Below are 24,020 nucleotides of genomic sequence, written 5' to 3'. Positions count from 1 at the left end.
AGTGTTCACCGGGCCCGAGTTGACTTCGGTGGTGCCCGCGGTGTCTTATCGAGACATGTTGATATCAGCCGAGGTTGATGTGATCAGGCTGCTGGCTGATCCACTGCGGGAACAGATCGTCGAGCTGCTGGCCGAGCAGCCCGCCTGTACCTGTCATCTGGTGGAGGACACCGGCGCGAAGCAGCCGACCGTGTCGCACCACCTCAAGGTGCTGCGGGAGGCCGGGCTGGTCGAGGCCGAGCCCTACGGCCGCTACACGTACTACCGCGTTGTGCCCGAGGTGCTGGACCGGACGGCGAGCCGGATCGCGGCGCTTGCCGACCGGGCCCGGGCGACGTCGGGCGATCGGCGGGAGTGCGCATGAGCACCCGTACGTCGGAGCAGCCGCAGGTGCTGCGCCAGCTGTCGACCCTCGATCGCTGGCTGCCGGTCTGGATCGTGGCGGCCATGGTGGTCGGCCTGCTCGCCGGTCGGCTGGTTCCGGGCCTCGGTGGTTGGCTCGGGGCGGTGGAGCTGGACGGGGTCTCGCTGCCGATCGCGCTCGGGCTGTTGATCATGATGTATCCCGTGCTCGCCAAGGTCAGGTACGACCGGGTCCGCACCGTGACCGGCGACCGGAAGCTGCTGATCTCCTCGCTGGTCCTGAACTGGCTGATCGGGCCTGCGCTCATGTTCGCGCTGGCCTGGCTCTTCCTGCCCGACCTGCCGGAGTACCGGACCGGCTTGATCATCGTCGGGCTGGCCCGCTGCATCGCCATGGTGATCATCTGGAACGACCTCGCCTGTGGCGACCGGGAAGCCGCGGCCGTGCTGGTCGCGATCAACTCCGTGTTCCAGGTGATTGCCTTCGCCGCGCTCGGCTGGTTCTACCTGAGTGTCCTTCCCGGCTGGCTCGGGCTGGACCAGGCCAGGCTCGACGTCAGCCCGTGGCAGATCGCACAATCGGTGTTGATCTTCCTCGGGGTGCCGCTGGTGGCCGGCTTCCTGTCCCGGGTGATCGGCGAGCGCACCAAGGGCCGGACGTGGTACGAGGACCGGTTCCTGCCCAAGATCGGGCCCTGGGCGTTGTACGGGCTGCTCTTCACGATCGTGATCTTGTTCGCGCTCCAGGGTGACCGGATCACCAGCCAGCCCCTGGACGTGGCTCGGATCGCCCTGCCGCTGCTGGCCTACTTCGCGCTGATGTGGGGCGGCGGCTACCTGCTCGGCCGGCTGCTCGGGCTCTCGTACGAACGCACCACCACGCTGGCCTTCACCGCCGCCGGCAACAACTTCGAACTCGCGATCGCCGTCGCGATCGCCACCTTCGGCGCCACCTCCGGTCAGGCCCTGGCCGGGGTGGTCGGCCCGCTCATCGAGGTCCCGGTCCTGGTCGGGCTCGTCTATGTCAGTCTCGCCCTGCGCCGCCGCTTTCCCCCTGCGAACCCCGATCCGGCAACGGATCCCACTGTGGAGGCACGATCATGAGTCAGCACGAAACCCGTACCGCCTATCAAGGCATCGTCGACGACCTCAGCTACGACTACGAGGGCGTGTTCTCGACCGAGACCATCCGGCAGGCCGTCGAGGACGCCCGCCTCGCGCTGGAGCCCAACGCCAAGATCCATACCTTCCTCCCGGTCCTGACCGCACGGTTCGCCAAGGAGCAACTCCTGGCCGCGGCCCAGGCGACCGGAGCGGTGACCAAACAGGTACCCGAACTGCTGTTCATCTGTGTCCACAACGCCGGCCGGTCGCAGCTGGCGGCCGCGCTCGCCGATCACCTGTCGGGCGGCCGGGTGCATGTCCGGTCCGCCGGTTCGGAGCCGACCGGCGTGGTCAACCCGGTCGCCATCCAGGCCCTCGCCGAGCGGGGCATCCAGCTCACCGAGGCCTACCCGAAGCCGCTGACGGATCAGGTCGTCCGCGCCGCCGACGTGATCGTCACCATGGGCTGTGGGGACGCCTGCCCGATCTATCCAGGCAAGCGCTACCTTGATTGGGAGGTCGCTGATCCCGACGGTCAGTCGATCGAGGCCGTCCGCGAGATCCGGGACGACCTCACCCAGCGTGTGTCCACCTTGCTCCGTGAACTCGATCTTGAACCGAAGGAATCTTGATGCCCGACAAGCCCTCCGTTCTCTTCGTCTGCGTCCACAATGCGGGCCGGTCCCAGATGGCGGCCGGCTACCTGAGCCGGCTCTCCGGCGGTGCCGTCGAGGTCCGCTCCGCCGGCTCCGAGCCCGCGGACCAGATCAATCCCGTCGCCGTCCAGGCCATGGCCGAGGAAGGTGTCGACATCACGGCCGAACGGCCGAAGATCCTCACCGACGAGGCCGTACAGACTTCCGACGTGGTGATCACCATGGGCTGCGGCGACACCTGCCCGTTCTATCCGGGCAAGCGCTACGAGGAGTGGGTCCTGGACGACCCGGCCGGCCAGGGCATCGAGGCGGTCCGGCCGATCCGGGACGAGATCAAGAACCGGGTGATCAAGCTGCTCGGGGAACTCTCCGTACCGGTTGTGACCTGACGCCGCCGGCGTTTCCGGATGGCGCCGGAAGATCAGCCGACCGGCGACTCCCGATCATGGCTCGATTCCCTTCGGCAGTCACTCCTCGCGGCGTTCCTGGTCGGAGCGGCCGTCGGGCTGCTGGGCGGCATGATCGGGCTCGGCGGGGCGGAGTTCAGGTTGCCGTTCCTGATCGGGCTGTTCGGGTTCGCGGCCTTGCAGGCAGTGATCATGAACAAGGCGATGAGCCTGGTCGTGGTCATCACCGCTTTACCGGCCCGACTCATGGCAGTCCCCTTCGCGGAATTGGCTCCGAACTGGGCGGTGGCCGTCAACCTGCTGGCCGGGAGCCTGATCGGGGCATGGGCCGGCGCCTCTTGGGCCGCCAGGGCGACCGCGACCAGGTTGCATCGTGTTCTGGCCGGGCTGCTGGTGCTGATGGCTGCCGCCCTGATCTTCACTCACTTCGGCGCCTCCCACGGCTTGATGCTCCCGGCCGTGGCCCAGCTGTTGCTCGGAGTCGTTGCGGGATTCGGGATCGGCGTTGTCGCAGCTGTCATGGGCGTCGCGGGCGGCGAACTCCTGATCCCCACCATCGTGTTGCTCTACGGCCTCGACATCAAGGTTGCCGGCAGCATCTCACTCGCCGTTTCTCTTCCGACAATGCTGGTGGCAATCGCCCGATACAGTCGGGATCAGGCGTTCACCGTTCTGGCCCGGCACCGCGGATTCATGATCAGCATGACCGCTGGGTCGGTGGTCGGCACGCTCGTCGGTGCCATGCTCCTCGGGGTGATACCGAATCTGATCTTGATTCCGGCCCTCGCCCTGCTGTTGATCATCTCCGCCGTCAAGCTGTGGCGACATTGACCACATTGGTGATCATGCTCACCGGCGCCGACCCTGTTCCCGGATGTTCACCTGAAGGTCGCCGATCAGACACCGGGGGCCATAGATCTGCGTCTATCGAAACATTATCGTCCGGCTGTCAGGTAATCCACCGAGCCGAGAGGACCGACCGATGACCTCCGTCAACGATCGCCGCCTGCTGCCCCTGCTGCACGGGTCGAACCGCACCGCCATGACCTGCTTGTACCGGTGCGGCAACGCCTGCGCGCATCCGGCCCCCAACGAGTCCGACAACCCGTACTTCGGCGATCTGGTCCAAGCCGAGGTGTCCCGCCGTGGTCTGCTGAAGGCCGCTGCCATCGGCGCGATGGTCGTCGGCGCGGCCGGCGCCGGCGTCCTGGGTACGCCGGAGCCGGCTGCCGCGAAGCCGGCCACGGCTCCGGGGCTGAGCTTCAAGCCCGTACCGCCGAATCGGCTCGATGCGGTGATCGTGCCGAACGGCTACGACCATTCGGTCCTCGTGCAATGGGGCGATCCGATCCTGCCCGGCGCGCCGCGGTTCGATGTCGACCGCCAGACCGCCGAGGCACAGCGGAAGCAGTTCGGCTACAACAACGACTTCCTCGTCGTCGTACCGCTGGACCGACGCGGCGACCGCGGCCTGCTGGTCGTGAACCACGAGTACACCAACGAGGAACTGATGTTCCGTGGGTACGTCGACGGCGCCACTGCGACGGTCGAGCAGACGAACGTGGCCCTGGCCGCCCATGGCCTGAGCGTGGTCGAGGTCGAGCGGGTCCGCGGTTCCGGCGAATGGCGGCTGGTCCGCAAGGGCTCGCGGCGCTACAACCGACGGACGACAGCAGAAACCCCGATGGAGTTCACCGGCCCGGCCGCGGGCTCGCCGCTGCTGCGAACCGCTGCCGATCCGCACGGCCGCCGGGTGCTGGGCTCGCTCAACAACTGCTCCGGTGGCATCACTCCGTGGGGGACCGTGCTGTCCGGGGAAGAGAACTTCAATCAGTACTTCGTCGGCGGCGACGGCGCACCGGCGACCGTCAAGCCGGCCCTGGCCCGCTACGGCATCAACACCTCAGCACGCTATCCGGACGGGAGTCGGCACTGGGACAAGGCCGACGAACGATTTGATCTTGCCAAGAACCCCAACGAGGCCAACCGCTTCGGCTGGATCATGGAGATCGATCCGTACGATCCGGACTCGACGCCGCAGAAGCACACGGCACTCGGCCGGTTCAAGCACGAAGGCGCGGCGCTCACCGTGGCCAAGGATGGCCGGGTCGCGGCGTACATGGGTGACGACGAGCGCTTCGACTACATGTACAAGTTCGTCTCGGACCGGAAGCTGCGCAAGGGCAGTTCCGCCACCGACCGCCGGCACAACCGCAGCCTGCTGGAGCTCGGCACCCTCTATGTCGCCCAGCTCGGTTTCACCAGCGCGGACGAGATCGACGGCTCCGGCGCGATCCCAGACGACGGCGCCTTCAACGGCACCGGGCGCTGGATCCCGCTGACCCGGGGCACTCGGTCCATGATCGAAGGCATGTCGATCGACGAGGTCCTCGTGCACACCCGGATCGCGGCCGACAAGGCCGGAGCCACCAAAATGGACCGGCCGGAAGACATCGAGGTGCACCCCAACAATGGCCGGGTCTACGTCGCGCTGACCAACAACTCGCGCCGTGGAGCGGCGGGCCAGCCGGCCGTCGACGAGGCGAACCCTCGGACGGGTAACAAGCACGGCCAGATCCTCGAGCTGATCGAGGACGGTGACGATGCCGCCGCGGAGACCTTCACCTGGAGCCTGCCCATCGTCTGTGGCGATCCGGAAGACCCGTCGACGTACTTCGCGGGCTACGACAAGTCGAAGGTCTCGCCGATCTCCTGCCCGGACAACCTGGACTTCGACGCCCACGGCAACCTCTGGATCTCCACCGACGGAAACGCGCTGACCGACTCCGGCGGAGAGAACTACAACGACGGCCTGTTTGCCGTGTCGCTGGAGGGGTCGGAGCGCGGCCACGTGAAGCAGTTCCTGTCCGTGCCGCCCGGTGCCGAGCAGGCGTCCGCCTATGTTCTGGATGACAACAAGAGCGTGGTCGTCTCGGTCCAGCACCCCGGCGAGATCGACGGCGCCACCGTCGATCAACCCGCATCGAACTGGCCCAACGGCAGCTTCGCCCGGCCCGCCGTGGTGGTCGCCTGGCGACCCGACGGCCGCGACCTGGGGGTCTAGGCAACCCGCCGCCAAAATATAGACTGAAATCTATGGTTTGGTGGAGGTTGAGGCGCGGCCGACCGTTGACGTCGCGCCAGGCGCGAGTCCTGCTGGCCGTGCGGGACCAGCAGCTCGCGCCCGACCCACTCCTCGGCCGCCTCGGGCCTTGGCTGCTCGACGGCGATCCGACGGAATGGACCCTCGTCACGTTGGTCCTGCGAGGACTGGTCGCGTTCGATCTCGACGGTGAACCGTGGCTGACGCGGACCGGCGAGTCGGCGGCGGCCACGCTTCGTGCAGCCGTCCTCACGGGGGCGCGCTCGTGAGGCCGCGAGAAGCCCCCTGGCGCGGCTTGATCATTTCGACCTAGCCCCACGCGCTGCACTCAGGTGCCGCTCTGGGGAGAGTCAGCTGCTCGCGGTGATGATCATAATGCTCGGTCCCGTAGCGATAGACGTCGCGGACGGTCATGGTGGGACGGAAGTACGGGTCCCAGCTGGGCGGGAAGTGCATAGTCAGGGCAAGGCTCGCCTCGGTCTCGCGGTCGAGCCGGCGCTCAATGGCCCGCAGTGTGCGCCGCAACAAGTTGATCATGCCCTTCGGTGGTACGACGTGTCCGCCGGCCCAGGAGCCGAAGAAGTTGATGGCGTGGAAGGGTCGTCGGGCAGCGTCCAGGGTGATGGCGAACCTCCGGCTCCAGCCCAGTCGGCCCAGGACCCGGACCAGAGGCATCAGGGTCCGCACGATGAGGTAGCCGAAGACCATGTGGAAGAGCAACTCTCGGTTCGTCCACCGGGTGCCGCTGCTGCGCCGTTTCAGATCGACAGCTGAAGCCCGGGTCACCATCCGCGCGAAGTCATCTTGAACACGTTCCATCTCCGCGATGAGTTCGTTGCGATCCATGGCGCCTCCTTGTCGAACGTAGCTCCAGAACACGTGAACTGGTACCCCGGTTGTGAAATGCCGCACTCCCTTATCCGCCCGAGCGGGGCGCCCGTGAACCGGGAGGTAGCCATCCGCCCGCAGAAGAGGACATAGAGACTGCTGCGAGGTGCCTACGTGATCATGGCCGCGCAGTCGAGACAGATCAGGGCGCCGAAGACTCCGGTGCACGATGCGACCTCGATGTGGCTGAGCTCAGCCGCCGCGCGAGTACGACCCTGGGGACGGAAAGAGAGCGCCTGGCCGGGTTCGGTGGCCTGGTGCCAGCCCGGTCCCTCCAACCTCAATCAGGGTCCGTGACGTTCTCGCCTGACGGGCGTCGGCGCTCCGCAAGCTCCGCTCATTTCCTTGTCCGCCAGATCGAGAACGTCACGGACCCTGATTGACCTTCGAGCCTCTACCGGGCCGGCATGCGGCAGCAGTCGGCGGGCCCCCAAAGACAGGGGCTGCCGCCACCCAATGGCCACCGAGCAGAGGAGTGATCGCAATGCCGAAGAAGATCAAGAGCACCAGTACCGCCGAGGAGCGCCGCGCGCAGGCCGAGCAACTCCAGGCATGCCGGCCTTCGCGCGATCCCCGTCGATCGACGACGATCCGATGCCCGTGCTCGGGCGGGCCGTGTAAGCAGCCTCACTGGTGCGCTCGACCTCCTGGAGCTGGGGTCTCGAACCTAAGGCTCACGCTTCCCGGCCGTGTAATCATTCGTGGTGCGAAATGGAGTCAACACGTGGCTACGGGAGACCACGCGGGGCGAACTGGTGTCGACTCCTGAGGCTCAGAAACATGGGAGTCAGTGGCGTGCTGCGCCCTTTTAATCCGCGGGTTGTGGGTTCGAGTCCCACGGGGCCCACCCTGTGAGTCCCTTGGATACAAGGGAATTCTGTGGTGCTAGCCGATCGGCGGAGTTGCTCAAAACGGTCACGTGTAATCATGTCGGTGACCGGGCCGATCAGGTGGCCCGGATGCCAGCTGACGTTCATGGTGCCGGGGGAGTTGGATCAGGTTGACGGTGTGGCCGATGAGTGCGCCGAGGCGCGATCAGGCGGCCACGAAGGGACTGGCTGGAAGATTTGGGCGTGGAGCGTTCCGGAACATCAGCCCAGCTGAGGCCGGTTGTGGACGCGGTCGATTGGGATCAGGTGATCGTTGAGTACCGGGCCTGCGCGTCGCTGGCGCAGCTGGGCCGGCGGTGGGGGAGAAGTGTCGCTCGAACGGCGGGCCGGTTGGAAGCTCCAGAAATGTTGAAGGGCCGCACTAGCGGGTGCGGCCCTTCAACGTGATGGGTGAGCCGGGAGTCTTCGAGGGACTTCCGGTTCGGCGCACAGACTCGGGAGATGAGTTGCAGTCGCGCCCTCTCACGGTAGGGATCGCGGGGTGGGGTTGGCACCGGTCGAAAGTCCCTACTTCCGGCGCGTTGACCTTCTTTGCAGGTCTGGTACTGCGAACGTGGCCTGCAGTTGCGTCGGTGGTGCTTGCCAGAGGGGACGAACCCCGAGCGTTCTCTCCGGCCAGCACTCCGACACCTGTGTCGGGAACTGTGAACGGACGCCGGTCAACCGAGGACCGCGGTCACGAGGTCGCGGTCCTCGGTCCGGGTTTCCTCCGCCTTGGTTAGGCTTGTTTTCTATGGATCCGGGCCTTGCTGCGAGCGGGTGCCGGGCTCCTAGGCTCAGGTCGGTGGTGGCTCACTGACTCGGGCCGTTTCATGATCAAATGCGGACGCGGCGTTTGGTCGGTGGTCTCGGGTCATCCCGTGCTGGAGATCATCTGGGGCAGGGGTGTTGGCCGGCTGCCGCCTTCGTTCTCCCAGTCGCCTTCGGCGCCGGGCACGCCGGATTGTTCGATCGTGTCGGTCAGGTAGGTCAGGATTTGCCGGGCCCGGAGGCGGTTGCCCTGGTCTGCGGCGGCGTTCATTGCGGCGGTGGCGATGTCACGCCGGGTCGTGGCGGGCACGACCAAGAGGTCGGTCCGGCCGCTCAGGAAGGTCGAGCTGAATGCCGTCACCAGGCCTGATGGGTGGCTGTCGAAGTAGGCCAGCCGGATGACTCGGCCGTCCAGCCCGAGGCGCCGAGGTCGGTGGGTCCAATCGGCGCGGTGGAGCACCATCCGCTGTACCGGGCCGTGGATCTTGTCCAGTGCCAGGATCAGGCCGGGCAGTTCGGCGACCGGGTTCGTCGAGCGCGGCCACCAACCGCCGTCCAACGCGCTGCTGGGGCTGGTCGTGTTCCGTAGCCGGAGCCGCGGAGTCGACGGCTCGGCGACAGCTGTGGTGACCAGGTTGCGGTCACGGTCATTGGTCATGGGAGTTCCTCCTGAAGAGGACGGACGATCGCGTACGACCTGGACCTGACCATCGAGCCAGTGACGGCCGGTCGTCGACATCGGGAGGAGACGCCGGAGACCTGTGAAGCCGGCTGTCGTGCCATCGTGTCCGCCCTCAACGGGGCCGGTATGGCTGGCATCTCAAACCGGGATGCCGTCGATTCCGGAACTACCCCAAGTCTACGCCGCGGCCCCAACGCGACCGGTCCACAGCGGGCTGCCGAGTCGGGTCTGGCCGAGGCCTCTGGTTGGCGGACGGGTAGCTCGGCCGTGGATTGACCAAACGGTGGGTCCGTAGGGTCTTACGAGCTTCGCCGCGTCCCCAGAGGCACCGGCCGTTGAGGTCCAGAGAATCGGGGGTCCAGATCCACCCCGTCAACGGTGACGGCGTGGTACGACCGAGCGCGGGGTGCTCGGTCAAACAAACGGTGCGAGGAACGCGCGACCCGGAAGCCCCCCGACATTCGCCGGATCGCGCGTCCCCCAGCTTTTGAAAGATGGCTAGGGACGACGTCGGTCGGGGTCCAGGACCACTAACGGGCACCCGTCATCGTGGATGCCGTGCCCTCAACCTAGGCCCGCCTCAGGCATCAGTCAACGCATTCGAGCCAGGCCGAGTCGGCGGCTCGGAGTTCTGCAGGTCCGGGATCAGCGATGAGGACGACGAGCACAACGGCCGAGGCGACGAGCAGAACAGCAATGATGATCTTGGTCGCTGTTCCCATGAGGCCATCGTAGGCGCCCCTCGCGCACCCAGAGGTCGACCGCAACATCCCGGCGGAGCGACGCCTATGGACTACCTGCCGAGGTCACGTCTCCTGCCCCGAATCGAAACGATCAGCCGTTGATCGAGGCGGTGCGTCCGGTGATCGACCGGGAGCCGGCGTTGCGAGATGATGACTGTGACGAAGAGGGCAGTGAGATGAGCATGATCGATTCCCGCGAGGTCCAGCTCGGACGTTTGTTCGTTCGGTTGGCCGACAATCTGGTCGGCGAGTTCGATGTCGTTGACCTTCTGGACGTGCTGGTTTCAAGTTCGGTCGAAGTGCTGGACGTGGCCGCGGCCGGGCTGATGCTGGCCGATCCCCGCGGCCGGCTGCGGGTGATGGCGGCATCGTCGGAGCGGACCCGGCTGCTGGAGCTGTTCGAGTTGCAGAACCAGCAGGGCCCGTGTCTGGACTGCTACCGGTCCGGCACACCGATCGCGGCGCCGACTCTGGCGGAGCAGGCGGCGCGGTGGCCGGTCCTGGCCGTGCAGCTCCGGGCCGTCGGGTTCGGCCCGATCTACGCTCTTCCGCTACGACTGCGCGACCGCACGATCGGAGCGCTCAACCTGTTCCAGCGACCAGGGACTCTGCTGTCCGGAGACGCGATCCAGGTCGGTCAGGCCATGGCCGACGTCGCGACGATTGCCCTCTTGCAGCACCAGGCCACCGAGGCCGGTGAACGGCTCGCGATCCAGCTGCAGACCGCGCTGAACAGCCGGATCGCGATCGAGCAGGCCAAGGGCGTCCTGGCCCAGCACGCCGGCCTGGACATGGACCAGGCATTCAAACTGCTCCGAGACCACGCCCGCGCCGGCCACCACCTCCTCACAGACCTGGCCACCCAGATCGCCACCGGACAACTCGACCCAGCCACCATCACCCAGCCGAGACCGTGACCGCCGAGGGCAGGGTCACTCACATTTGAGGACCATCCGGGGAGCCCACACGGCGCCCGTCGGCTTCCGCGCTAAGCGTCGACGCTGACGACCTCTGGCCGTCGCGGACAGCCTCAGAAATCTCTAGTGTCGGATGTAGACATCCATACTCGGAATGAGTAGCGTTTCTGGAGTCGAAAGAGTCGATTAGTGGAGCTGAGGCGGACAGACTACCGATCTGTCCAAGGTCTGAAGAGTGTGAAGGAACGCAGGACTACACCGTCGGGGCCTGTTGGTCGAAGGTCGCTCGAAGCCCCGGCGAGCGTAGGTAGGGCCCCGGCTGGTCGGAGACACCCCGAGCAGTAACTGTCGCCGGCCAGCCGGGAGATTTCGTTTGTTGGTTGCGAAAGGCAGGACAGGAACACGCCGGCGCCCGCCAGCGGAACGCGCGGCGGGCGGGATGTTCCCGTCGCGGAAGGAGGTGGTCACCAGTTACGCAGTGTGCAGTCCCCGTAGGAGTGACAGCTTCCATGCGCTGTCCAAGCACAGGCCCGGCCTCACGGCCGGGAATGGGAAATTCCTGACAGAGACCCCCGGGTGCCAGAAGGCACCCGGGGGCCCTTTCGCGTGGAAAGGGGGCGCGCATCCGCCCTCAGATGGAGCCTGTATGAGCACGACGCCGGATCCCGGCCCGTCCAACCTCGATGACGAGGACTACCCCGCCTACACCATGGGCCGCGCCGCGGAACTGCTCGGCACCACGCCCGCCTTCCTGCGCAGCCTGGACGAGGCGAAACTGATCGTCCCGCAACGGTCCCAGGGCGGACACCGCCGCTACTCCCGCTACCAGCTCCGGCTCGCCGCCCGCGCCCGCGAACTCGTCGACCAGGGCACCGCCCTCGACGCCGCCTGCCGCATCATCATCCTCGAGGACCAACTCGCCGAAGCCCGCCGGATCAACGACCAGCAATCCACACCCGACTAGTCCCTGCATGCGAGACCACTCGCCGTGAGCGGGTTGGTCTGCGGCCGATCGATCTGGGTACGGGATGGAGAAGGGCGGCTCGGTGCCCCCGGGCCGCCTCCCGCAGGGTCAGCAACTCGTGATCTTCGTCCGACACACCCCCTCGGCGCCGTCCGATCATGGCAGATCACGCAATCGATGGACCCGCCGCGGCCGGCACAACCCGGCGAAGCACGACAGCAGACCAGACTGATCACCTGCAGACCGACCGCCGACGTGGAGTTGATGTCCTGGTATCCGATCACGTTCGAGGGGTTCAGCGGTCAGGAGATGAGGTTGGATCTGCGGAGCCAATCCTCGACGTCTGTGGGGTGGTCGCCAGCTTCTTCGCCTTGGATGGCGAGGCCGGGGTTGATGCGGGCTCCGGTGCAGGTGTCGGTGTAGACGCGTTCGGTGCTGCCGAGTCCGCTGACGGCGTAGGTGACGAAGGGGTGGACGGTGAGGCCGGTGAAGTCGTGGGCTTCGGTGAAGGTGGTCATGATCATCGGTGGTCGTTGGTTCCAGATCGGGCTGCCGAGCAGGACGTGGTCGTAGTCAGTGATCGAGGCGAGCGGGTTGGCGATCGCGGGCCGGGCGTCAGCGTCTTGTTCGGTGGTGTTGCGTTGTACGGTGGCGTCGTAACTGTCGGGGTACGGGTCGGTGGCCTCGATGCGGTAGGTATCGCAGTCGATCTGCTCGCTGATCATGGTGGCGAGGACCTCGGTGTTGCCGACGGTCAGGTTGCGGCGGTCACCGTTGTAGTAGTTCTCCCCGGCTCGGGAGAAGTAGGCCAGCAGCACCCGCCCAGACCGGCCGGCGGATGGCGAAGGCGTCTGGTCGTCGGGCTCGGTGCGGGTGCAGCTGGCGGCGCCGAGAGCGAGGCCGCCGAGCAGGAGGGTGCGGCGCGGCAGGGGTGCGGTCATCGGGGCGGAATTCAGCGGTTGATCCAGGCCTGCATGGCGGCCGGGTAGCGGTCGCCGGTGTTGTCGACTTGGTCGGAGGCGGCGGTGATCTGGGCGAGTTCGTCGGCGGTGAGGTGGAGGTCGGCTGCTGCGGTGTTCTCGGCGAGCCGGTGGAGCTTGGTGGTGCCGGGGATGGGCACGATCCAGTCGTGACGGGCGAGCAGCCAGGCGAGTGCGACCTGTGCGGCGGTGGCCTGGTGGCGCGCCCCGATCTCGGTGACCAGGTCGACCAGGCGGCGGTCGGCCTGCGGCTCCGGCCGACCGAACCGCGGCAGCCGGCCCCTGACATCGCCGGCCTCGAACGTCGAGTCAGTGCTGACGGCGCCGGTGAGGAATCCTTTGCCCAGTGGGCTGAACGGGACGAGCCCGATGCCGAGTTCGGCGAGAGTGGGCAGGATCTCGGCTTCGGGTTCGCGCCACCACAGTGAGTACTCGCTTTGCAGCGCGGTGACGGGTTGGACGGCGTGGGCGCGGCGGATCGCCTCGACGCCGGCTTCGGAGAGGCCGAAGTGGTCGACCTTGCCCGCGGTGATCAGGTCCTTGACGGTGCCGGCGACTTCCTCCATCGGAATGTCGGGGTCGACGCGGTGCTGGTAGAGCAGGTCGATCTTCTCGACGCCGAGCCGTTGTAGTGACGCGTCGACCGTTTCGCGGATGTGGTCGGGACGGCTGTCGAGTGTGTTCGGTTGGCCGGGTTGGATGCCGAAGCCGAACTTGGTGGCGATCACGACCTGGTCTCGGACTGGGGCGAGGGCCTTCCCGACGAGTTCCTCGTTGGTGTACGGCCCGTAGACCTGGGCGGTGTCGAAGAACGTGACACCGCGGTCGGCGGCGTCACGGATCAGCGCGATGCCGTGATCATCATCGACGGGTTGGCCGAAGCCGTGACTGAGTCCCATGCAGCCCAGCCCGAGCGCGGAGACCTCGAGCCCACTGGCGCCGAGTGTTCTGGTGATCATGATCAATGTCCTTGCAGGTAACGAAACGTCAGCGGAAGTAGGTCGGGCGGCGCGGAACATAGTGCTGCTCCAGTGCGGTCAGCTCGTCCTCGGTCAGGACGATGTCCAGCGCCGCCACAGCGTCGGTGAGGTGATGAGGCTTCGTCGATCCGATGATCGGCGCGGTCACGACCGGGTTGTGCAGCACCCAAGCCAGCGCGACCTGCGCCATCGACACACCCCGAGCTTCCGCAATCTGTTGCACGGTGTCGACGATCGCCGGGTCGCTGTCCAGGAACAGCGGCGTCCCGTACATGTCGACGTCTGGGTTCTTGGCCGATCGTTCGGTGCCGGTCTCGCCCCACGGCCGGGCCAGTCGGCCCGCGGCGAGCGGGCTCCAGGGCAGTGACCCGACGCCCTGGTGGGCGAGCAGGCCGAACATCTCCCGCTCCTCTTCGCGGTGCAGCAGGCTGTACTGGTCCTGCATGGTCACGAACCGGGTCCAGCCACCGAGGTCGGCGGCGTGCTGCATCGACGCGAACTGCCAGGCCCACATCGACGAAGCGCCGAGATAGCGGACCTTGCCCGCCTTCACGACGTCGTGCAGCGCCTCCATCGTCTCCTCGATCGGCGTGGCCGGGTCGAACCGGTGAATCTGGTACAGGTCGATGTAGTCCGTTTGAAGCCGGCGCAGTGAGGCGTCGATCTGCTCCATCACGGCCCGCCGGGACAGTCCGCCACCGCCGGGGCCGTCGTGCATCGGCTGGAACAGTTTGGTGGCCAGCACGATGTCGTCTCGGCTGGTGTACTTCCGCAGCGCGCGGCCGACGATCTCCTCCGAGCTGCCGTGGCCGTAGATGTTGGCGGTGTCCCAGAACGTGATGCCCAGCTCGATCGCCTGCCTGAAGATCGGCTCGCCGGCCTCGTCCCCCAACGCCCACGGCATCCGGGAGCCGTCACCGAAACTCATACAGCCCAGCGCGATCCGGCTGACCTTCAGCCCCGACGATCCGAGTCGTACCTGTTGCATCTGTAGTGCCCTTCTGTTCGATGTGTCGTCCATCAAACGCGTCGGCCACGGGCGGAACCAGTGACTGCTGAGCCATGTACTGGCAGAACCTGTCTTCTCGGGCGGTGGAGCCCGTACCGTCGGAAACGTGGACCGCCGCAGCGACATCCAGGAGTTCCTGACCAGCCGCCGAGCCCGGCTGACCCCAGAACAAGTCGGCCTCCCGGCCTTCGGCGACCGCCGCCGCGTCAACGGCCTCCGCCGCGAAGAAGTCGCACTTCTCGCCGGGGTCAGCGTCGACTACTACGCCCGGCTCGAACGCGGCCACCTCGCCGGTGCCTCCGACGCTGTCCTCGAGGCCGTCGCCCGAGCGTTGCGGCTCGACGAAGCCGAGTACCAACACCTCCTCGACCTCGCCCGCGCATCCCACGAACCAGCCGCAGCTCGTCGGCCGGCGCGGCCCCAGCGAAGCGAACTACGGCCAGCCGTCACCTCGATCCTCGCCGGGCTGACCGGCATCCCCGCCTACGTCCGCACTGAAACCATGGACATCCTCGCCGCCAACCCGCTCTGCCAAGCCCTCTACGGCGGCGCCCTCGACAACGACAAACTCCCGCTGAACCTGGCCCGGTTCCTGTTCCTCGACCCCCGCGCCCGCGACGTCTACCTCGAATGGGAATCCGTCGCCGACGACCTCGCTGCCGCCCTCCGCACCCAAGCCGGCCGCGACCCCCGCAATCGCGCCCTCAGCGACCTCGTCGGCGAACTCTCCACCCGCAGCGACGATTTCGTCACCCGCTGGGCCACCCAGAACGTCCGCCTGCACCGCACCACCCGCAAACTCCTCCACAACCGCGCCGTCGGTGACATCGAACTCACCGGCAACGCCCTCGAACTCCCCGCCGATGGCCTCGTCCTTATCGCCTACACCGCCGCCCCCGGTTCACCCGCCGAAGATCAACTCCATCTCCTCGCGACCTGGGCGGCCACCAGCGTCAACTCACGCGAGAGTCCAGCCGAGTAGATCGGCGGCGAAGCGCAGGACACCCTGCCTCAACTCGACCGCAGACTCATCCCGGCCTCCTGGGCCTGGTCGGATGACGTGCAGGTGGTCTCGAGTTGTGGATTTGTGATTCCTGGCGAGTGTTCGAATCTTGTGCGGGCCGGCCGGCTCTGTCCAGGGTCCTGTCCATGAAATCGTGTCTGGTAACCGCGGTGATCGCGGCGCCGGCTCCGACGGCTGCTGCGGTGTGGATCAGGGAACGTCGGCTCAAACCTTGCTGGGGCATCGTTGACCTCCGGGCGGTGAAGTTCTGTGAGCCGAGACGGGGTCAGCTGTACGGCCGCCGTCATGCCAGCGAGCCGAACCGCACAACCCGCACAGCCCTCCGATCAGGTCCGCCAGCCGGAGAGCGTCAGCCCGCACGGATGCCTGCCCTTGCCGCAGAAGCCGTCCGCCGGGAACCAGATCGTGTCTGTTGCACAACCTCTCGAAGGCTCAAGCTGACAAGTGCGTGGAGTCAACTGGTGTCAACGTGCGGCCGCGGGACCGTCCTCCGGCGGACTGGCGGTATCTGTTGAGGCTCAGAAACACGGGTGTCAGCGGATTGCTGCGCGCTTGCAATCCGCGGGCTGTGGGTTCGAGTCCCACGCGCCCACCGACATCACTGGAAGCGGCCGATTCTGACCTTCGTGCTCGACCAGCTCGCCGACCAGAAGCCCGATCGTGGCTGCCCGCCCTAGCATTCCGGGACCGTGATCGCCTTGACGAACTTGCCAGGGTCAACCCGGCGGAGATATTCGTCGGTGGTGAAGCTGCCGTCTTCCGCGACTTTGCCAGGCTCGAAGCACCAAGCCAGTCGACGTCCTTGTGCGTCAGCGATCTCGAACCTTCTTGGCAGTGACCCGGTGCGGTCGCGAAGCTTCATGGACTCGGGGGCGAGAATCCCTGCTACGGACACCTTCACCTCGCTCGAATGGCTCTCGGTCTCCTCGACGGGCGAGAGGGACGTGAACACGGGTTCAGCCGCGCTGCTCGTGTACTCGAAGGGATCGATCTCCTTTCGAGAGTCCACATCGACACGTACCCGGGACACCTTGACGTTCTCAGGTACGCACGAGGGGTCGGAGAAATCGTCTGTCGGGTCGAGGAACGAGGTCACGACCTCCCTGCGCTCTCCTGGTGCGAGCCACTCCTCTTCCACCTTGCCCTCTGTGCAGGCCGCACCATCGGCAGCAAGGACGGTGATCTTGATGGTCGCGGACTGCCAGTGCTCGTCGGTCGCATTCGTGAGCACGGTCGTCACGCGGGTGCCGTTGGTGTCGTGATACACCACGAGCCGGGATTCTTCGATCTTCAGTTCCTGCGCGCTCGGGATGCGCGTGTCCGGCTCGTTCTGTGCTGTTGCGCTCACGCTTCCCACGGCAGAGAACAACAAGGGGATCACCATGGAGATCCTGAAGAACGAGAGCGTGTAGAACACGACGGAGATGATCATGGTCACCTTGGTGGTGGTGCTCCGACCCGGCTTGGCGAGGTGCCGTGCGATCAGGTGGATCACGATGGACACCACGAGGATGAACGTCGTCGCGGCGAGCCCGGCGGGGTCCCACACCAACTCGGCCATGTCGCGCGCTGCCTTCGCTTCGGCGTCGTCGTTCGAGAGTCCCTGGTAGTCGAAGATGTGCTCGATCCCGATCGCCTCGTAAAGCATCCAGAGCATGGCGGCGATGCCGAGAAGGTTGAGGATGATCGCCGCGGTGGCATGCCTTTTCGGCGGCAGCAGGTATCCGGTCGGCGGCCGTGGAGCACTCATGCACACCCGCCGCCATCACGCCGGTCGCGGTTTTCCATGCGGGTCACGGTAGGCGTCTGCACCGCCGGGCGGTACCCGGCGGCCGCGGCAATCGGCCGGTACGGATCGACGATGTCGGGGTTGACGAGTCTCGGTGACCGTTGGTACCGGTTGACACGACAGGTGGTTGGTCGGGCATCCTGGTGCGTGCGGATTGCTGCGGGGTCTGTCACGGGCGATGGGAATGCACCTGGTGAACGTGGGGGAGGCAGCCAGGATGAGGGCAGCGGCGTCGAGTCTATACGAGTTGCGCGCCGAGGTGCTGCGTGCGGCTGAGCAGGCCCGTGCGGCTGGACGATACGACTGGGTGCGGCATTGGGAGGATCTTGCCGAGGCGGTCCAGGACGTGATCGTGGATGAGGGGCTCGCGGCGGTTCCGGCACGCGTGACCCCCGGTGTTGTTCGGACGGAAGAGCGGACAGGGCAGTCTGGTGACGAAGACTCCGACCTGTCCGGCTGTTCCATGGGTGAGCTGGAGACTCAGCTCACCCAGGTCGACGAGTTGATCCGCACGGTCAGCATGCCCGACGGTGCCGGTCGGAACCGGACCAGGAACATGGCGATGCGCGAGGTGGCGATCCTGTCGGTTCGCCGGCGCCGGATCGCGGCCGAGATCAGGAGCCGGCAAGCGGCACTCGAGGCCTGGCGTGCGAACCAGCTGTTCGTCTACTCACCCGCCACGCCGGACTCCTGACCCGAGCCGGCCGCCCGGCTTGCACGGTGCCACCCACCGGCCCCTGAATCAGGCGCTGTAGGGCTTGCCGTACGTGAACTCAGGCCGGTGCTTCCTGGAGGGCCCGCACCTCGACCCGGCTGCGCAACGCCCGCGAGGCCTGCTTGGTCCACTCGATCGCGGCGTCGTCGTTCTCGGCCTCGATGATCCAGAACCCACCGAGGTACTCCTTCGCCTCGACGAACGGGCCCGGCGTGAGGACGGGGCTGTCCCCGGAGCAGTCAACGGTCGTTGCGGTCGAGGGCGGCTGCAGGCCGCCGGCGGTCACGAACGCTCCCGCCTCCTCGAGCGCGGTGTTGAACGCACCGACCGCGGCGAACAGCTCCTGCAGCTCCGCGGGGTCGATGTCGGCCATCGTCGGCTCTTCTTCGGAGTCGTGCGGAAGGCTTAGGAAGTATTGGGTCATGTCGGTCTCCTTTGTTGGCGATCGGTGTCAGGCCCATGGCATAACGGTGTTATCAGTCGGTGGATCATACGTCAGTGCGAGGCGTTCGGGTCCCGGTGCCATCAGTTGGCGTTTCGACGGCACTCCACCAGGCGACTGCCCCGTAGGCAGCTACTGGTCGGCACGGCGCCGTAGCCGCCGGGGTCAGCGCGTCAGGTCGGTTCGTGATCTTGTTCGCTCCGTACCTCGGCGCTAGGTGCTGCCGGGGTTGACGATCCGGACCGTGTCGCGTCGCCAAGGCCTGAATTCAAGTAATCCTGGATCTCGCAGGATCGCGGGCCCGTACAGAAGCGGCCGTTTCGCACGCCCGGAAGCTAGGGTTCGAAGGCTGTTCGATCAGGCTGCGACCACCAGGAGTCATCTCATGACCGAGTCGACGGAGTTTCCCAACCACGACGGCGGCCGGTTGCCCGAGCCGGCCCACTCCGCAGCTGGGCCAGCCAGACCACTGGTCGGCCGCGCCGAGTCGGTGTCGGTGGTGACCCAGCCCGGCCAGGTCGGCATCGGCGATTCGACCGGCCGGTCCGGGTCGACCACGCTCACTTTTCGCCTCCGTCGACCAGACGAGTCGCTGGTCGAGGTCATGCTGCGTGGCCTGTCGATCGCCGGCAGCGTCCACGAGGGTGATCAGGTCGAAGTCCCTGATCGGCCGGACAGGTCAGGACGGATCGAAGTCGTCGAACTGCGCAACCTCACCACCGGGGCCAGGGTCAAGGCCGAAGGCAGTCCCAAGAGCGGCGGAGCCAGAGTCTTCCGGATCGTCTTCCTGGCGCTGCTGGCGATCCTGTTGATCGTCTTCATCGGCGTCCTGGCCTTCATCGTGTCAACGGCCCTGTAGGCCGGATCGGGTTCCGGTGAGAAGGTCCGCTTGATCACTTGGCTGCTGACCTCAGGCGCGCAAGGCCGATGAGTACGGCCGGCTGCGCCAGTCTCACCTGACAACCAACAGTGAGGGAGACAGACCATGATCGAGATGAAGTTTGAACTGGTGCCGGTTCCGGTCGCCGACATCGACCGGGCGAAGGCGTTCTACACCGAACTGCTCGAGTTCGCCGTTGATGTGGATGTCGAACCGAAGCCGGGGATCCGGGTGGTGCAGCTCACCCCGCCGGGCTCTGCCTGTTCGATCACCTTGTGCTCGGGCCTGCCGGACCTTGCCGACCAGGTGCCGGGCTCGCTCCGCGCCTTGCATCTCGTCGTTGCCGATGCGCGCGCGGCCCGGACCGAGTTGGCGGCGCGGGGCGTCGAGCTCGGGGAGGTCGACGAGCACCCCGGCGGGATGCTCTTCGTCCCCTTCGCCGATCCGGACGGCAACACGTGGGTGCTGCAGGAGATGCCGTGGCGGTCCGGCGATTTCGCACCCGCCGGCTGATCCCTTGCCTGGTCCTGGGATCGAACTCGCGCTGAGTGCGGCGTGCAGATCCGACTGCAATACGTGATCACCAGCGAAGGCCGTGCCACGGCGACATCGGTGGCAGGTCTCGGGAGGGGAGCGCACTGCCTTGATCACCTACGAGTTGATCGCCGGCCTTCGTCGCTCCACCTGCCACCGGAGTTGTTGGCGCGAGAGAGGCCCGGATAGGGTCGGTCGAAGCGTCGACTCGGGGACTCACAGATCATTGCGGAAGGTCGTCCATGCGTCTTCGTCCCCGTCTTGCTGTCTCGGCCCTGGCCGCGGCCGCGTTGATCATCTCCGTGCTGAGCGGTGCGCCCGCGGCACAGGCCGAGGAAGCTCAGACACCCGAGATCCCACAGCGCTACCTTGATCAAGAAGTCACCTGGAAGACCTGCGACTGGAACGGTGAGATCAAGGAGTCCTTCGATAAGGCACCGGAGATCAAGTGCGCGATGATCAAGGTGCCGATGGACTGGAACAATCCCAACCATCATCCGGACATCGAGCTCTCGATTTCGCGCAGCCTGCCGACCTCCGAATCATCGAGCGGGCTCCTGACCGCGAACCCGGGCGGCCCGAACATCGCCGGAGTGAAGCTGCCCGCCGAGATGGCGAAGGGCAAGCCCTGGCTGTTCGAGCGCTTCGAGCTGGTGGGCTTCGACCCGCGCGGGGTGGGGGAGAGTACGCCGTTGTCGTGCCAGGCGACCAACGGCCGGCTGGCCGAACTGACCTCCGTCCCGGACCACAAGGTCCGCAACGATCAGACCTGGCAGGCCGAGACCGATCTGGCCCAGTTGGTGGCCAGCGCTTGCGGTGACGTCGAGTACGCCGAGTTCGTCAGCACCCAGCAGACCGTGTACGACCTCGACTTCCTGCGCGCCTACTTCAAGGCGGAGGTCCTGAACTACGTGGGATTCTCCTATGGCACCTGGCTCGGTGCCTGGTATGCGGATACGTTCCCTTACCGGGTCGGTCGGTTCATGCTGGACTCGAACATGGACTGGACCGGTGATTGGGACTCCGTGGTCGCCGGCGACGGTTGGGCGTTCCAGCGGCGGCGCGATGGGATGTTCTTTCCCTGGTTGGCCCGACACCACGAGACGTACAAGTTCGGCAAGACCGTCGAGGACGTGGCCCGGTCCTATGACGAGATCCGGTCCAAGATCGCCGAGCGGTCGGCCGCCGGTGAGGCCGTGATGCGGCCGGAGTCCTTCGATGATGCAGTCTCGGGCGGCCTGTACGGGGACAAGTTCCCCGAGGTGGCCGAGGCCATGCAGTACCACCAGAAGGTTGCCGTTGAAGGTGCGGCCGCCATCGATGAGGATCAGGGCGCCGAGCCGTCCGCCCAGGATCTGGTCGATGCCGCGAAGAAGGCACCCGACACCGAACTGACCACCGAGGTGGACCTGGCTGACGCCTCGATCGCCATCCAGTGCAACGACTCGCAGTGGAACGATCTCCCGAGCTACTACACCTCCCGAGCTGATCAAGACGGAGCCGAGTATCCCTTTGTGGGGTACGTCAACGCCGCCGAGGCCTGCGCGTTCTGGGAGTACGAGCCGACGCCCCGCACGATCGAGCTCTCCGGACCGGAGCCGATCCTGATGGTGCAGTCCGAGGGTGATCCGGCAACGCCGTACGAAGGTGCGCGGAATGCCCATGAGTTGAACCGCACGTCCACCATCTTGATCAGCCTCAACGACAACGGCGCCCACGCACTCTGGAGTGAGGGCTATTCCCCTTGTGTCGAAGAGATCGGGGACCGGTTCCTGCGCGACGGAGGGTACGTGTCGGAGTCGGTCTGCGAGCCCAAGCCACTGCCGCACGATGACCAGGTGTACGCGTTCGAGGGCCCCATCGGCTGACCTGCCTGGCCTCCGTCCGTCCGGCGCGGCAACGGATCGAGGGGGTCACGCTGGGGCACACTGAAGCCGACATCCCTTCCCCGATGTCGACGGAGGAGGCGGGCATGCCCGATCAGCGACCGAAGCCGGCTGCGGCGACGGAACTCGAGCCCATGATCGAAGCCGTGCGCGAGGCGTGCATCGAACAGATCCAGCGGCAGTACGCGCTGGGCCGGCTGACCCAGGTCGACCTCGACGACCGGGTCGGGCTGGCGCTGCAGGCGAAGACGCCGAGCGCGCTGTCCGCGCTGACGGCGGACCTGGCTCCGCCAGCCGAAAGCCCGGCCGCGGTCCCGGTCAAAGCCGTGGGCGGTGGTCGCGGACGGCGGACGTTGTACGCCGTTGCGGGGGTGGTGGCGGCGGTGGTCGCCGGGGTCGGCGTGGTCGTGGTGGCCACCAGCTCCGCGCCGGCGACGACCGAGGCGGCGGCTCCGTACTTCTTCTGTGAGGCGACGGGCAGCGAGGACCCCGACCGGAACTGCCCGGAGCGGTCGGCAGCCCAGATCCGGTTGGAGTCCTACGCTGACCAGCTCCAGTCAGCCGGCAGCGAGATCGAGGGGTACGAGCCGTCGAAGGAACTGCTGGCGCGGGTGCAGAAGGGGAGCCGGCTGGCCGAGGTCGCCCGGGCTCGAGCCAGGGCCGAGGCGTTGATCGAGGCGGCCGGCGGCAAGCCCGACACAGCGGCCCTCGACAAGCTGGCTCTCGAGCTGGAGGCGGCCGTCCGAGACTCCGCGGAAGCGCTCGCCGAGGCTGCTGCCAACCAGCCTCGTTGACCCGGATACCGGGGACGGCGCACCGCCGTGATCTTGGCGGGCGGCGTTGTTGATCATCGTGTTGCCCGGTTCGTGGGAAGGGTGCGGCACGTGATCATGGTCAGCTCGCCCAGGCCAGGTGGCCGTCGGGACGGATCAGGAGATCGGCTTCGGGCCGTTGCGCGGTGGCGACCTCGGTGACCGGGCCGCGCCAGCCGAAGCCGGCCGCCGCGTCGCCGTTGCCGCCACTTCCCTTGATCATCACGAAACGGCCGCCTCGCAGCGCTTCGTAGAGTCTGCTGCCGTCCTCCAGTTCGAGATCGGGAACTCGATTGCCGATCCGAGAGTCCGCGCCGGCGGGTGCGGGGTAGTCGAAGCCGATTCCGGACAGTCCGTCGGCGACGTGCTGCGGTGCGGCACGGTGCATGGAGATGCCACCGATTCTTGCAGTCCGCAGGGCGCGGATGATCGGTGAACCGGTCTTGGCCACGCGCATCATGGCGCCGCTGCTGGCGATCACCTGACGGCCGACCGGATGCCGTTCCCGGTGATAGTCGTCGAGGACGTGAGCGGGTCCGTGATCATGGATTGCGGCCGCGAGTCGCCAGCCGAGGTTGGCCGCGTCCTGCAGGCTGGTGTTCATGCCCTGCCCGCCGGACGGTGTGTGCGTGTGCGCCGCATCGCCGGCCAGGAACACCCGGCCGACTCGGTATTGGGCGACCTGGCGCTCGTCGCATTGGAAGCGGGAGGTCCAGCGGGCTTCGGTCATCCCGAAGTCCGTTCCGTACATCGAGTGCAGCATGCCCCGGACCTCGTCCAGGGCGACCGGGGCGTGCGCCGGCTGTTCGTTGTTCCGGTTCCACACCATCAGCCGGTACCAGCCGTCGCCGAACGGTACGTGAAAGACGAAGCCGTCCCGGTTGGCGTCGGCGCGCATCTCCGCGTCCGGATGATCAGTGAACTGCACGTCGGCCAAGATCATCGACTGCAGCACGACTTCGCCCGGGAACGGCAGTCTGAGCGCCCGCCGCACCGAGGAGCGGACTCCGTCGGCACCGACGACGTACCGGGCCCGCCATGGTCCCTCCGTGGTGTGGAGCTCCACCCCGTCCTCGTCCTGACTCAGCCCGGTGACTTCGGTCTGCCACTGGAACCGCACACCTGCCCGTACGGCCCTCGCCTGCAGGACGGCCTCGGTCCGGAACTGCGGGGTGAGCAACTCGTAGGGGTACCGACTGGGAAGGTTCGAGAAGTCGACCCGCAATCGACCGTAGAGCCGCATCTCGGTCAGCTTGCTTCCGGTCGTCACCAGGTCATCGGCGATGCCACGGGCGTCGAACTGTTCCAGCGTGCGGGGCGCCACGACGAAGGCCCGGGTCAGGTTCGACTGCGCGGGTGCGCGGCGCTCCATCAGCACGACCTCGACGCCCGCCTCGGCCAGGTCACCGGCCACCATCAGGCCCGCCGGCCCCGCGCCGACCACGATGACGTCCGCTGTTGCTGCTGTCATGGCAACTCCTCCCTGAGGGAAGTCAACAACT

The 24,020-nt window shown here is 66.7% G+C and carries 24 protein-coding genes and 1 tRNA gene; 16 read left to right on the top strand and 9 right to left on the bottom strand.

What is annotated here, in order from left to right:
- The first annotated feature begins 55 nt into the window (after window positions 1–55).
- The 7 genes from ACFQU4_RS14305 to ACFQU4_RS14275 all read left to right on the top strand — a co-directional run bounded on the left by ACFQU4_RS14305 (window position 56) and on the right by ACFQU4_RS14275 (window position 5,902).
- Window positions 56–364, top strand: a complete 309-nt coding sequence (locus ACFQU4_RS14305; RefSeq protein ID WP_377492903.1) for an ArsR/SmtB family transcription factor — start codon at window positions 56–58, stop codon at window positions 362–364.
- Entirely contained in the window at window positions 361–1,467 is a 1,107-nt protein-coding gene (gene arsB / locus ACFQU4_RS14300) for an ACR3 family arsenite efflux transporter (RefSeq protein WP_377492901.1), read from the top strand. The genes ACFQU4_RS14305 and arsB overlap by 4 nt, the downstream gene beginning before the upstream one ends.
- Window positions 1,464–2,099, top strand: a complete 636-nt coding sequence (locus ACFQU4_RS14295; RefSeq protein ID WP_377492899.1) for an arsenate reductase ArsC — start codon at window positions 1,464–1,466, stop codon at window positions 2,097–2,099. Before arsB ends, ACFQU4_RS14295 begins: the two co-directional genes overlap by 4 nt.
- On the top strand, window positions 2,099–2,512 hold the full coding sequence (locus tag ACFQU4_RS14290) for an arsenate reductase ArsC (RefSeq protein WP_377492897.1): 414 nt from the start codon (window positions 2,099–2,101) through the stop codon (window positions 2,510–2,512). The genes ACFQU4_RS14295 and ACFQU4_RS14290 overlap by 1 nt, the downstream gene beginning before the upstream one ends.
- Window positions 2,513–2,530: 18 nt before the next feature.
- Window positions 2,531–3,361, top strand: coding sequence for a TSUP family transporter (locus tag ACFQU4_RS14285; RefSeq protein ID WP_377492895.1), 831 nt, complete (start codon window positions 2,531–2,533; stop codon window positions 3,359–3,361).
- Window positions 3,362–3,512: 151 nt separating this feature from the next.
- A complete protein-coding gene (locus ACFQU4_RS14280; protein WP_377492893.1) occupies window positions 3,513–5,594 on the top strand; it encodes a PhoX family protein in 2,082 nt (693 codons plus the stop codon).
- A 65-nt stretch (window positions 5,595–5,659) separates the two neighbouring features.
- Window positions 5,660–5,902, top strand: a complete 243-nt coding sequence (locus ACFQU4_RS14275; protein WP_377492891.1) for a hypothetical protein — start codon at window positions 5,660–5,662, stop codon at window positions 5,900–5,902.
- A 40-nt stretch (window positions 5,903–5,942) separates the two neighbouring features.
- On the opposite strand, the gene ACFQU4_RS14270 is transcribed toward ACFQU4_RS14275, so the two are convergent.
- From ACFQU4_RS14270 to ACFQU4_RS14260, 3 genes are all read right to left on the bottom strand, one after another.
- Entirely contained in the window at window positions 5,943–6,479 is a 537-nt protein-coding gene (locus ACFQU4_RS14270) for a DinB family protein (RefSeq protein WP_377492889.1), read from the bottom strand.
- Window positions 6,480–8,264: 1,785 nt separating this feature from the next.
- Entirely contained in the window at window positions 8,265–8,900 is a 636-nt protein-coding gene (locus ACFQU4_RS14265; protein ID WP_377492887.1) for a DUF5994 family protein, read from the bottom strand.
- A 530-nt stretch (window positions 8,901–9,430) separates the two neighbouring features.
- Entirely contained in the window at window positions 9,431–9,565 is a 135-nt protein-coding gene (locus ACFQU4_RS14260) for a hypothetical protein (protein WP_377492886.1), read from the bottom strand.
- 197 nt (window positions 9,566–9,762) lie between these two features.
- Here ACFQU4_RS14260 and ACFQU4_RS14255 point away from each other — a divergent pair, with 197 nt between their 5' ends.
- Both ACFQU4_RS14255 and ACFQU4_RS14250 read left to right on the top strand, forming a co-directional pair.
- Window positions 9,763–10,503, top strand: coding sequence for an ANTAR domain-containing protein (locus tag ACFQU4_RS14255; RefSeq protein ID WP_377492884.1), 741 nt, complete (start codon window positions 9,763–9,765; stop codon window positions 10,501–10,503).
- 646 nt (window positions 10,504–11,149) lie between these two features.
- Complete coding sequence (locus tag ACFQU4_RS14250; RefSeq protein WP_377492882.1) at window positions 11,150–11,467, top strand: MerR family transcriptional regulator; 318 nt, start codon at window positions 11,150–11,152, stop codon at window positions 11,465–11,467.
- Between the two features lie 302 nt (window positions 11,468–11,769).
- Here ACFQU4_RS14250 and ACFQU4_RS14245 read toward each other — a convergent pair whose 3' ends face one another.
- Genes ACFQU4_RS14245 through ACFQU4_RS14235 form a run of 3 tightly spaced genes read right to left on the bottom strand, consistent with a single transcriptional unit; the run spans window position 11,770 to window position 14,415 of the window.
- The gene (locus ACFQU4_RS14245) at window positions 11,770–12,408 is read right to left on the bottom strand and encodes a flavodoxin (RefSeq protein ID WP_377492880.1); all 639 of its coding nucleotides are present in this window, start codon (window positions 12,406–12,408) and stop codon (window positions 11,770–11,772) included.
- Window positions 12,409–12,419: 11 nt separating this feature from the next.
- On the bottom strand, window positions 12,420–13,406 hold the full coding sequence (locus ACFQU4_RS14240) for an aldo/keto reductase (RefSeq protein WP_377492878.1): 987 nt from the start codon (window positions 13,404–13,406) through the stop codon (window positions 12,420–12,422).
- A gap of 28 nt (window positions 13,407–13,434) precedes the next feature.
- Window positions 13,435–14,415: an aldo/keto reductase gene (locus ACFQU4_RS14235; protein ID WP_377492876.1), complete on the bottom strand. Its 981-nt coding sequence runs from the start codon at window positions 14,413–14,415 to the stop codon at window positions 13,435–13,437.
- A gap of 127 nt (window positions 14,416–14,542) precedes the next feature.
- On the opposite strand from ACFQU4_RS14235, the gene ACFQU4_RS14230 reads away from it, so the two are divergent.
- Together ACFQU4_RS14230 and ACFQU4_RS14225 are read left to right on the top strand one after the other, a co-directional pair.
- Window positions 14,543–15,418 (top strand): helix-turn-helix domain-containing protein, encoded by an 876-nt coding sequence (locus tag ACFQU4_RS14230; RefSeq protein WP_377492874.1) that lies wholly within the window; start codon window positions 14,543–14,545, stop codon window positions 15,416–15,418.
- Window positions 15,419–15,975: 557 nt separating this feature from the next.
- Window positions 15,976–16,051 (top strand) — tRNA-OTHER (locus ACFQU4_RS14225).
- Window positions 16,052–16,133: 82 nt separating this feature from the next.
- On the opposite strand, the gene ACFQU4_RS14220 is transcribed toward ACFQU4_RS14225, so the two are convergent.
- Window positions 16,134–17,210, bottom strand: coding sequence for a hypothetical protein (locus ACFQU4_RS14220; RefSeq protein WP_377492872.1), 1,077 nt, complete (start codon window positions 17,208–17,210; stop codon window positions 16,134–16,136).
- Between the two features lie 256 nt (window positions 17,211–17,466).
- Here ACFQU4_RS14220 and ACFQU4_RS14215 point away from each other — a divergent pair, with 256 nt between their 5' ends.
- Window positions 17,467–17,943, top strand: coding sequence for a hypothetical protein (locus tag ACFQU4_RS14215; RefSeq protein ID WP_377492870.1), 477 nt, complete (start codon window positions 17,467–17,469; stop codon window positions 17,941–17,943).
- A gap of 79 nt (window positions 17,944–18,022) precedes the next feature.
- Here the strand turns inward: ACFQU4_RS14215 and ACFQU4_RS14210 are convergent, their stop codons facing one another.
- Window positions 18,023–18,388 carry a YciI family protein gene (locus ACFQU4_RS14210; protein ID WP_377492868.1) on the bottom strand — a complete coding sequence of 122 codons (366 nt, stop codon included), beginning with the start codon at window positions 18,386–18,388 and terminating at the stop codon, window positions 18,023–18,025.
- 403 nt (window positions 18,389–18,791) lie between these two features.
- On the opposite strand from ACFQU4_RS14210, the gene ACFQU4_RS14205 reads away from it, so the two are divergent.
- The 4 genes from ACFQU4_RS14205 (at window position 18,792) to ACFQU4_RS14190 (ending at window position 22,500) form a co-directional block, all read left to right on the top strand.
- A complete protein-coding gene (locus tag ACFQU4_RS14205) occupies window positions 18,792–19,265 on the top strand; it encodes a hypothetical protein (RefSeq protein ID WP_377492866.1) in 474 nt (157 codons plus the stop codon).
- A 135-nt stretch (window positions 19,266–19,400) separates the two neighbouring features.
- Window positions 19,401–19,799 carry a VOC family protein gene (locus tag ACFQU4_RS14200; RefSeq protein WP_377492864.1) on the top strand — a complete coding sequence of 133 codons (399 nt, stop codon included), beginning with the start codon at window positions 19,401–19,403 and terminating at the stop codon, window positions 19,797–19,799.
- A gap of 263 nt (window positions 19,800–20,062) precedes the next feature.
- The gene (locus tag ACFQU4_RS14195; protein WP_377492862.1) at window positions 20,063–21,688 is read left to right on the top strand and encodes an alpha/beta fold hydrolase; all 1,626 of its coding nucleotides are present in this window, start codon (window positions 20,063–20,065) and stop codon (window positions 21,686–21,688) included.
- A 104-nt stretch (window positions 21,689–21,792) separates the two neighbouring features.
- Window positions 21,793–22,500: a DUF1707 domain-containing protein gene (locus ACFQU4_RS14190; RefSeq protein ID WP_377492860.1), complete on the top strand. Its 708-nt coding sequence runs from the start codon at window positions 21,793–21,795 to the stop codon at window positions 22,498–22,500.
- Between the two features lie 100 nt (window positions 22,501–22,600).
- On the opposite strand, the gene ACFQU4_RS14185 is transcribed toward ACFQU4_RS14190, so the two are convergent.
- A complete protein-coding gene (locus ACFQU4_RS14185; RefSeq protein ID WP_377492858.1) occupies window positions 22,601–23,989 on the bottom strand; it encodes an FAD-dependent monooxygenase in 1,389 nt (462 codons plus the stop codon).
- Window positions 23,990–24,020: the final 31 nt, after the last annotated feature.

The sequence above is a fragment of the Microlunatus sp. GCM10028923 genome (assembly GCF_042666975.1).
In the GTDB taxonomy this organism is placed as follows: domain Bacteria; phylum Actinomycetota; class Actinomycetes; order Propionibacteriales; family Propionibacteriaceae; genus Microlunatus.
This window is presented reverse-complemented; position numbering and strand designations above follow the sequence as displayed.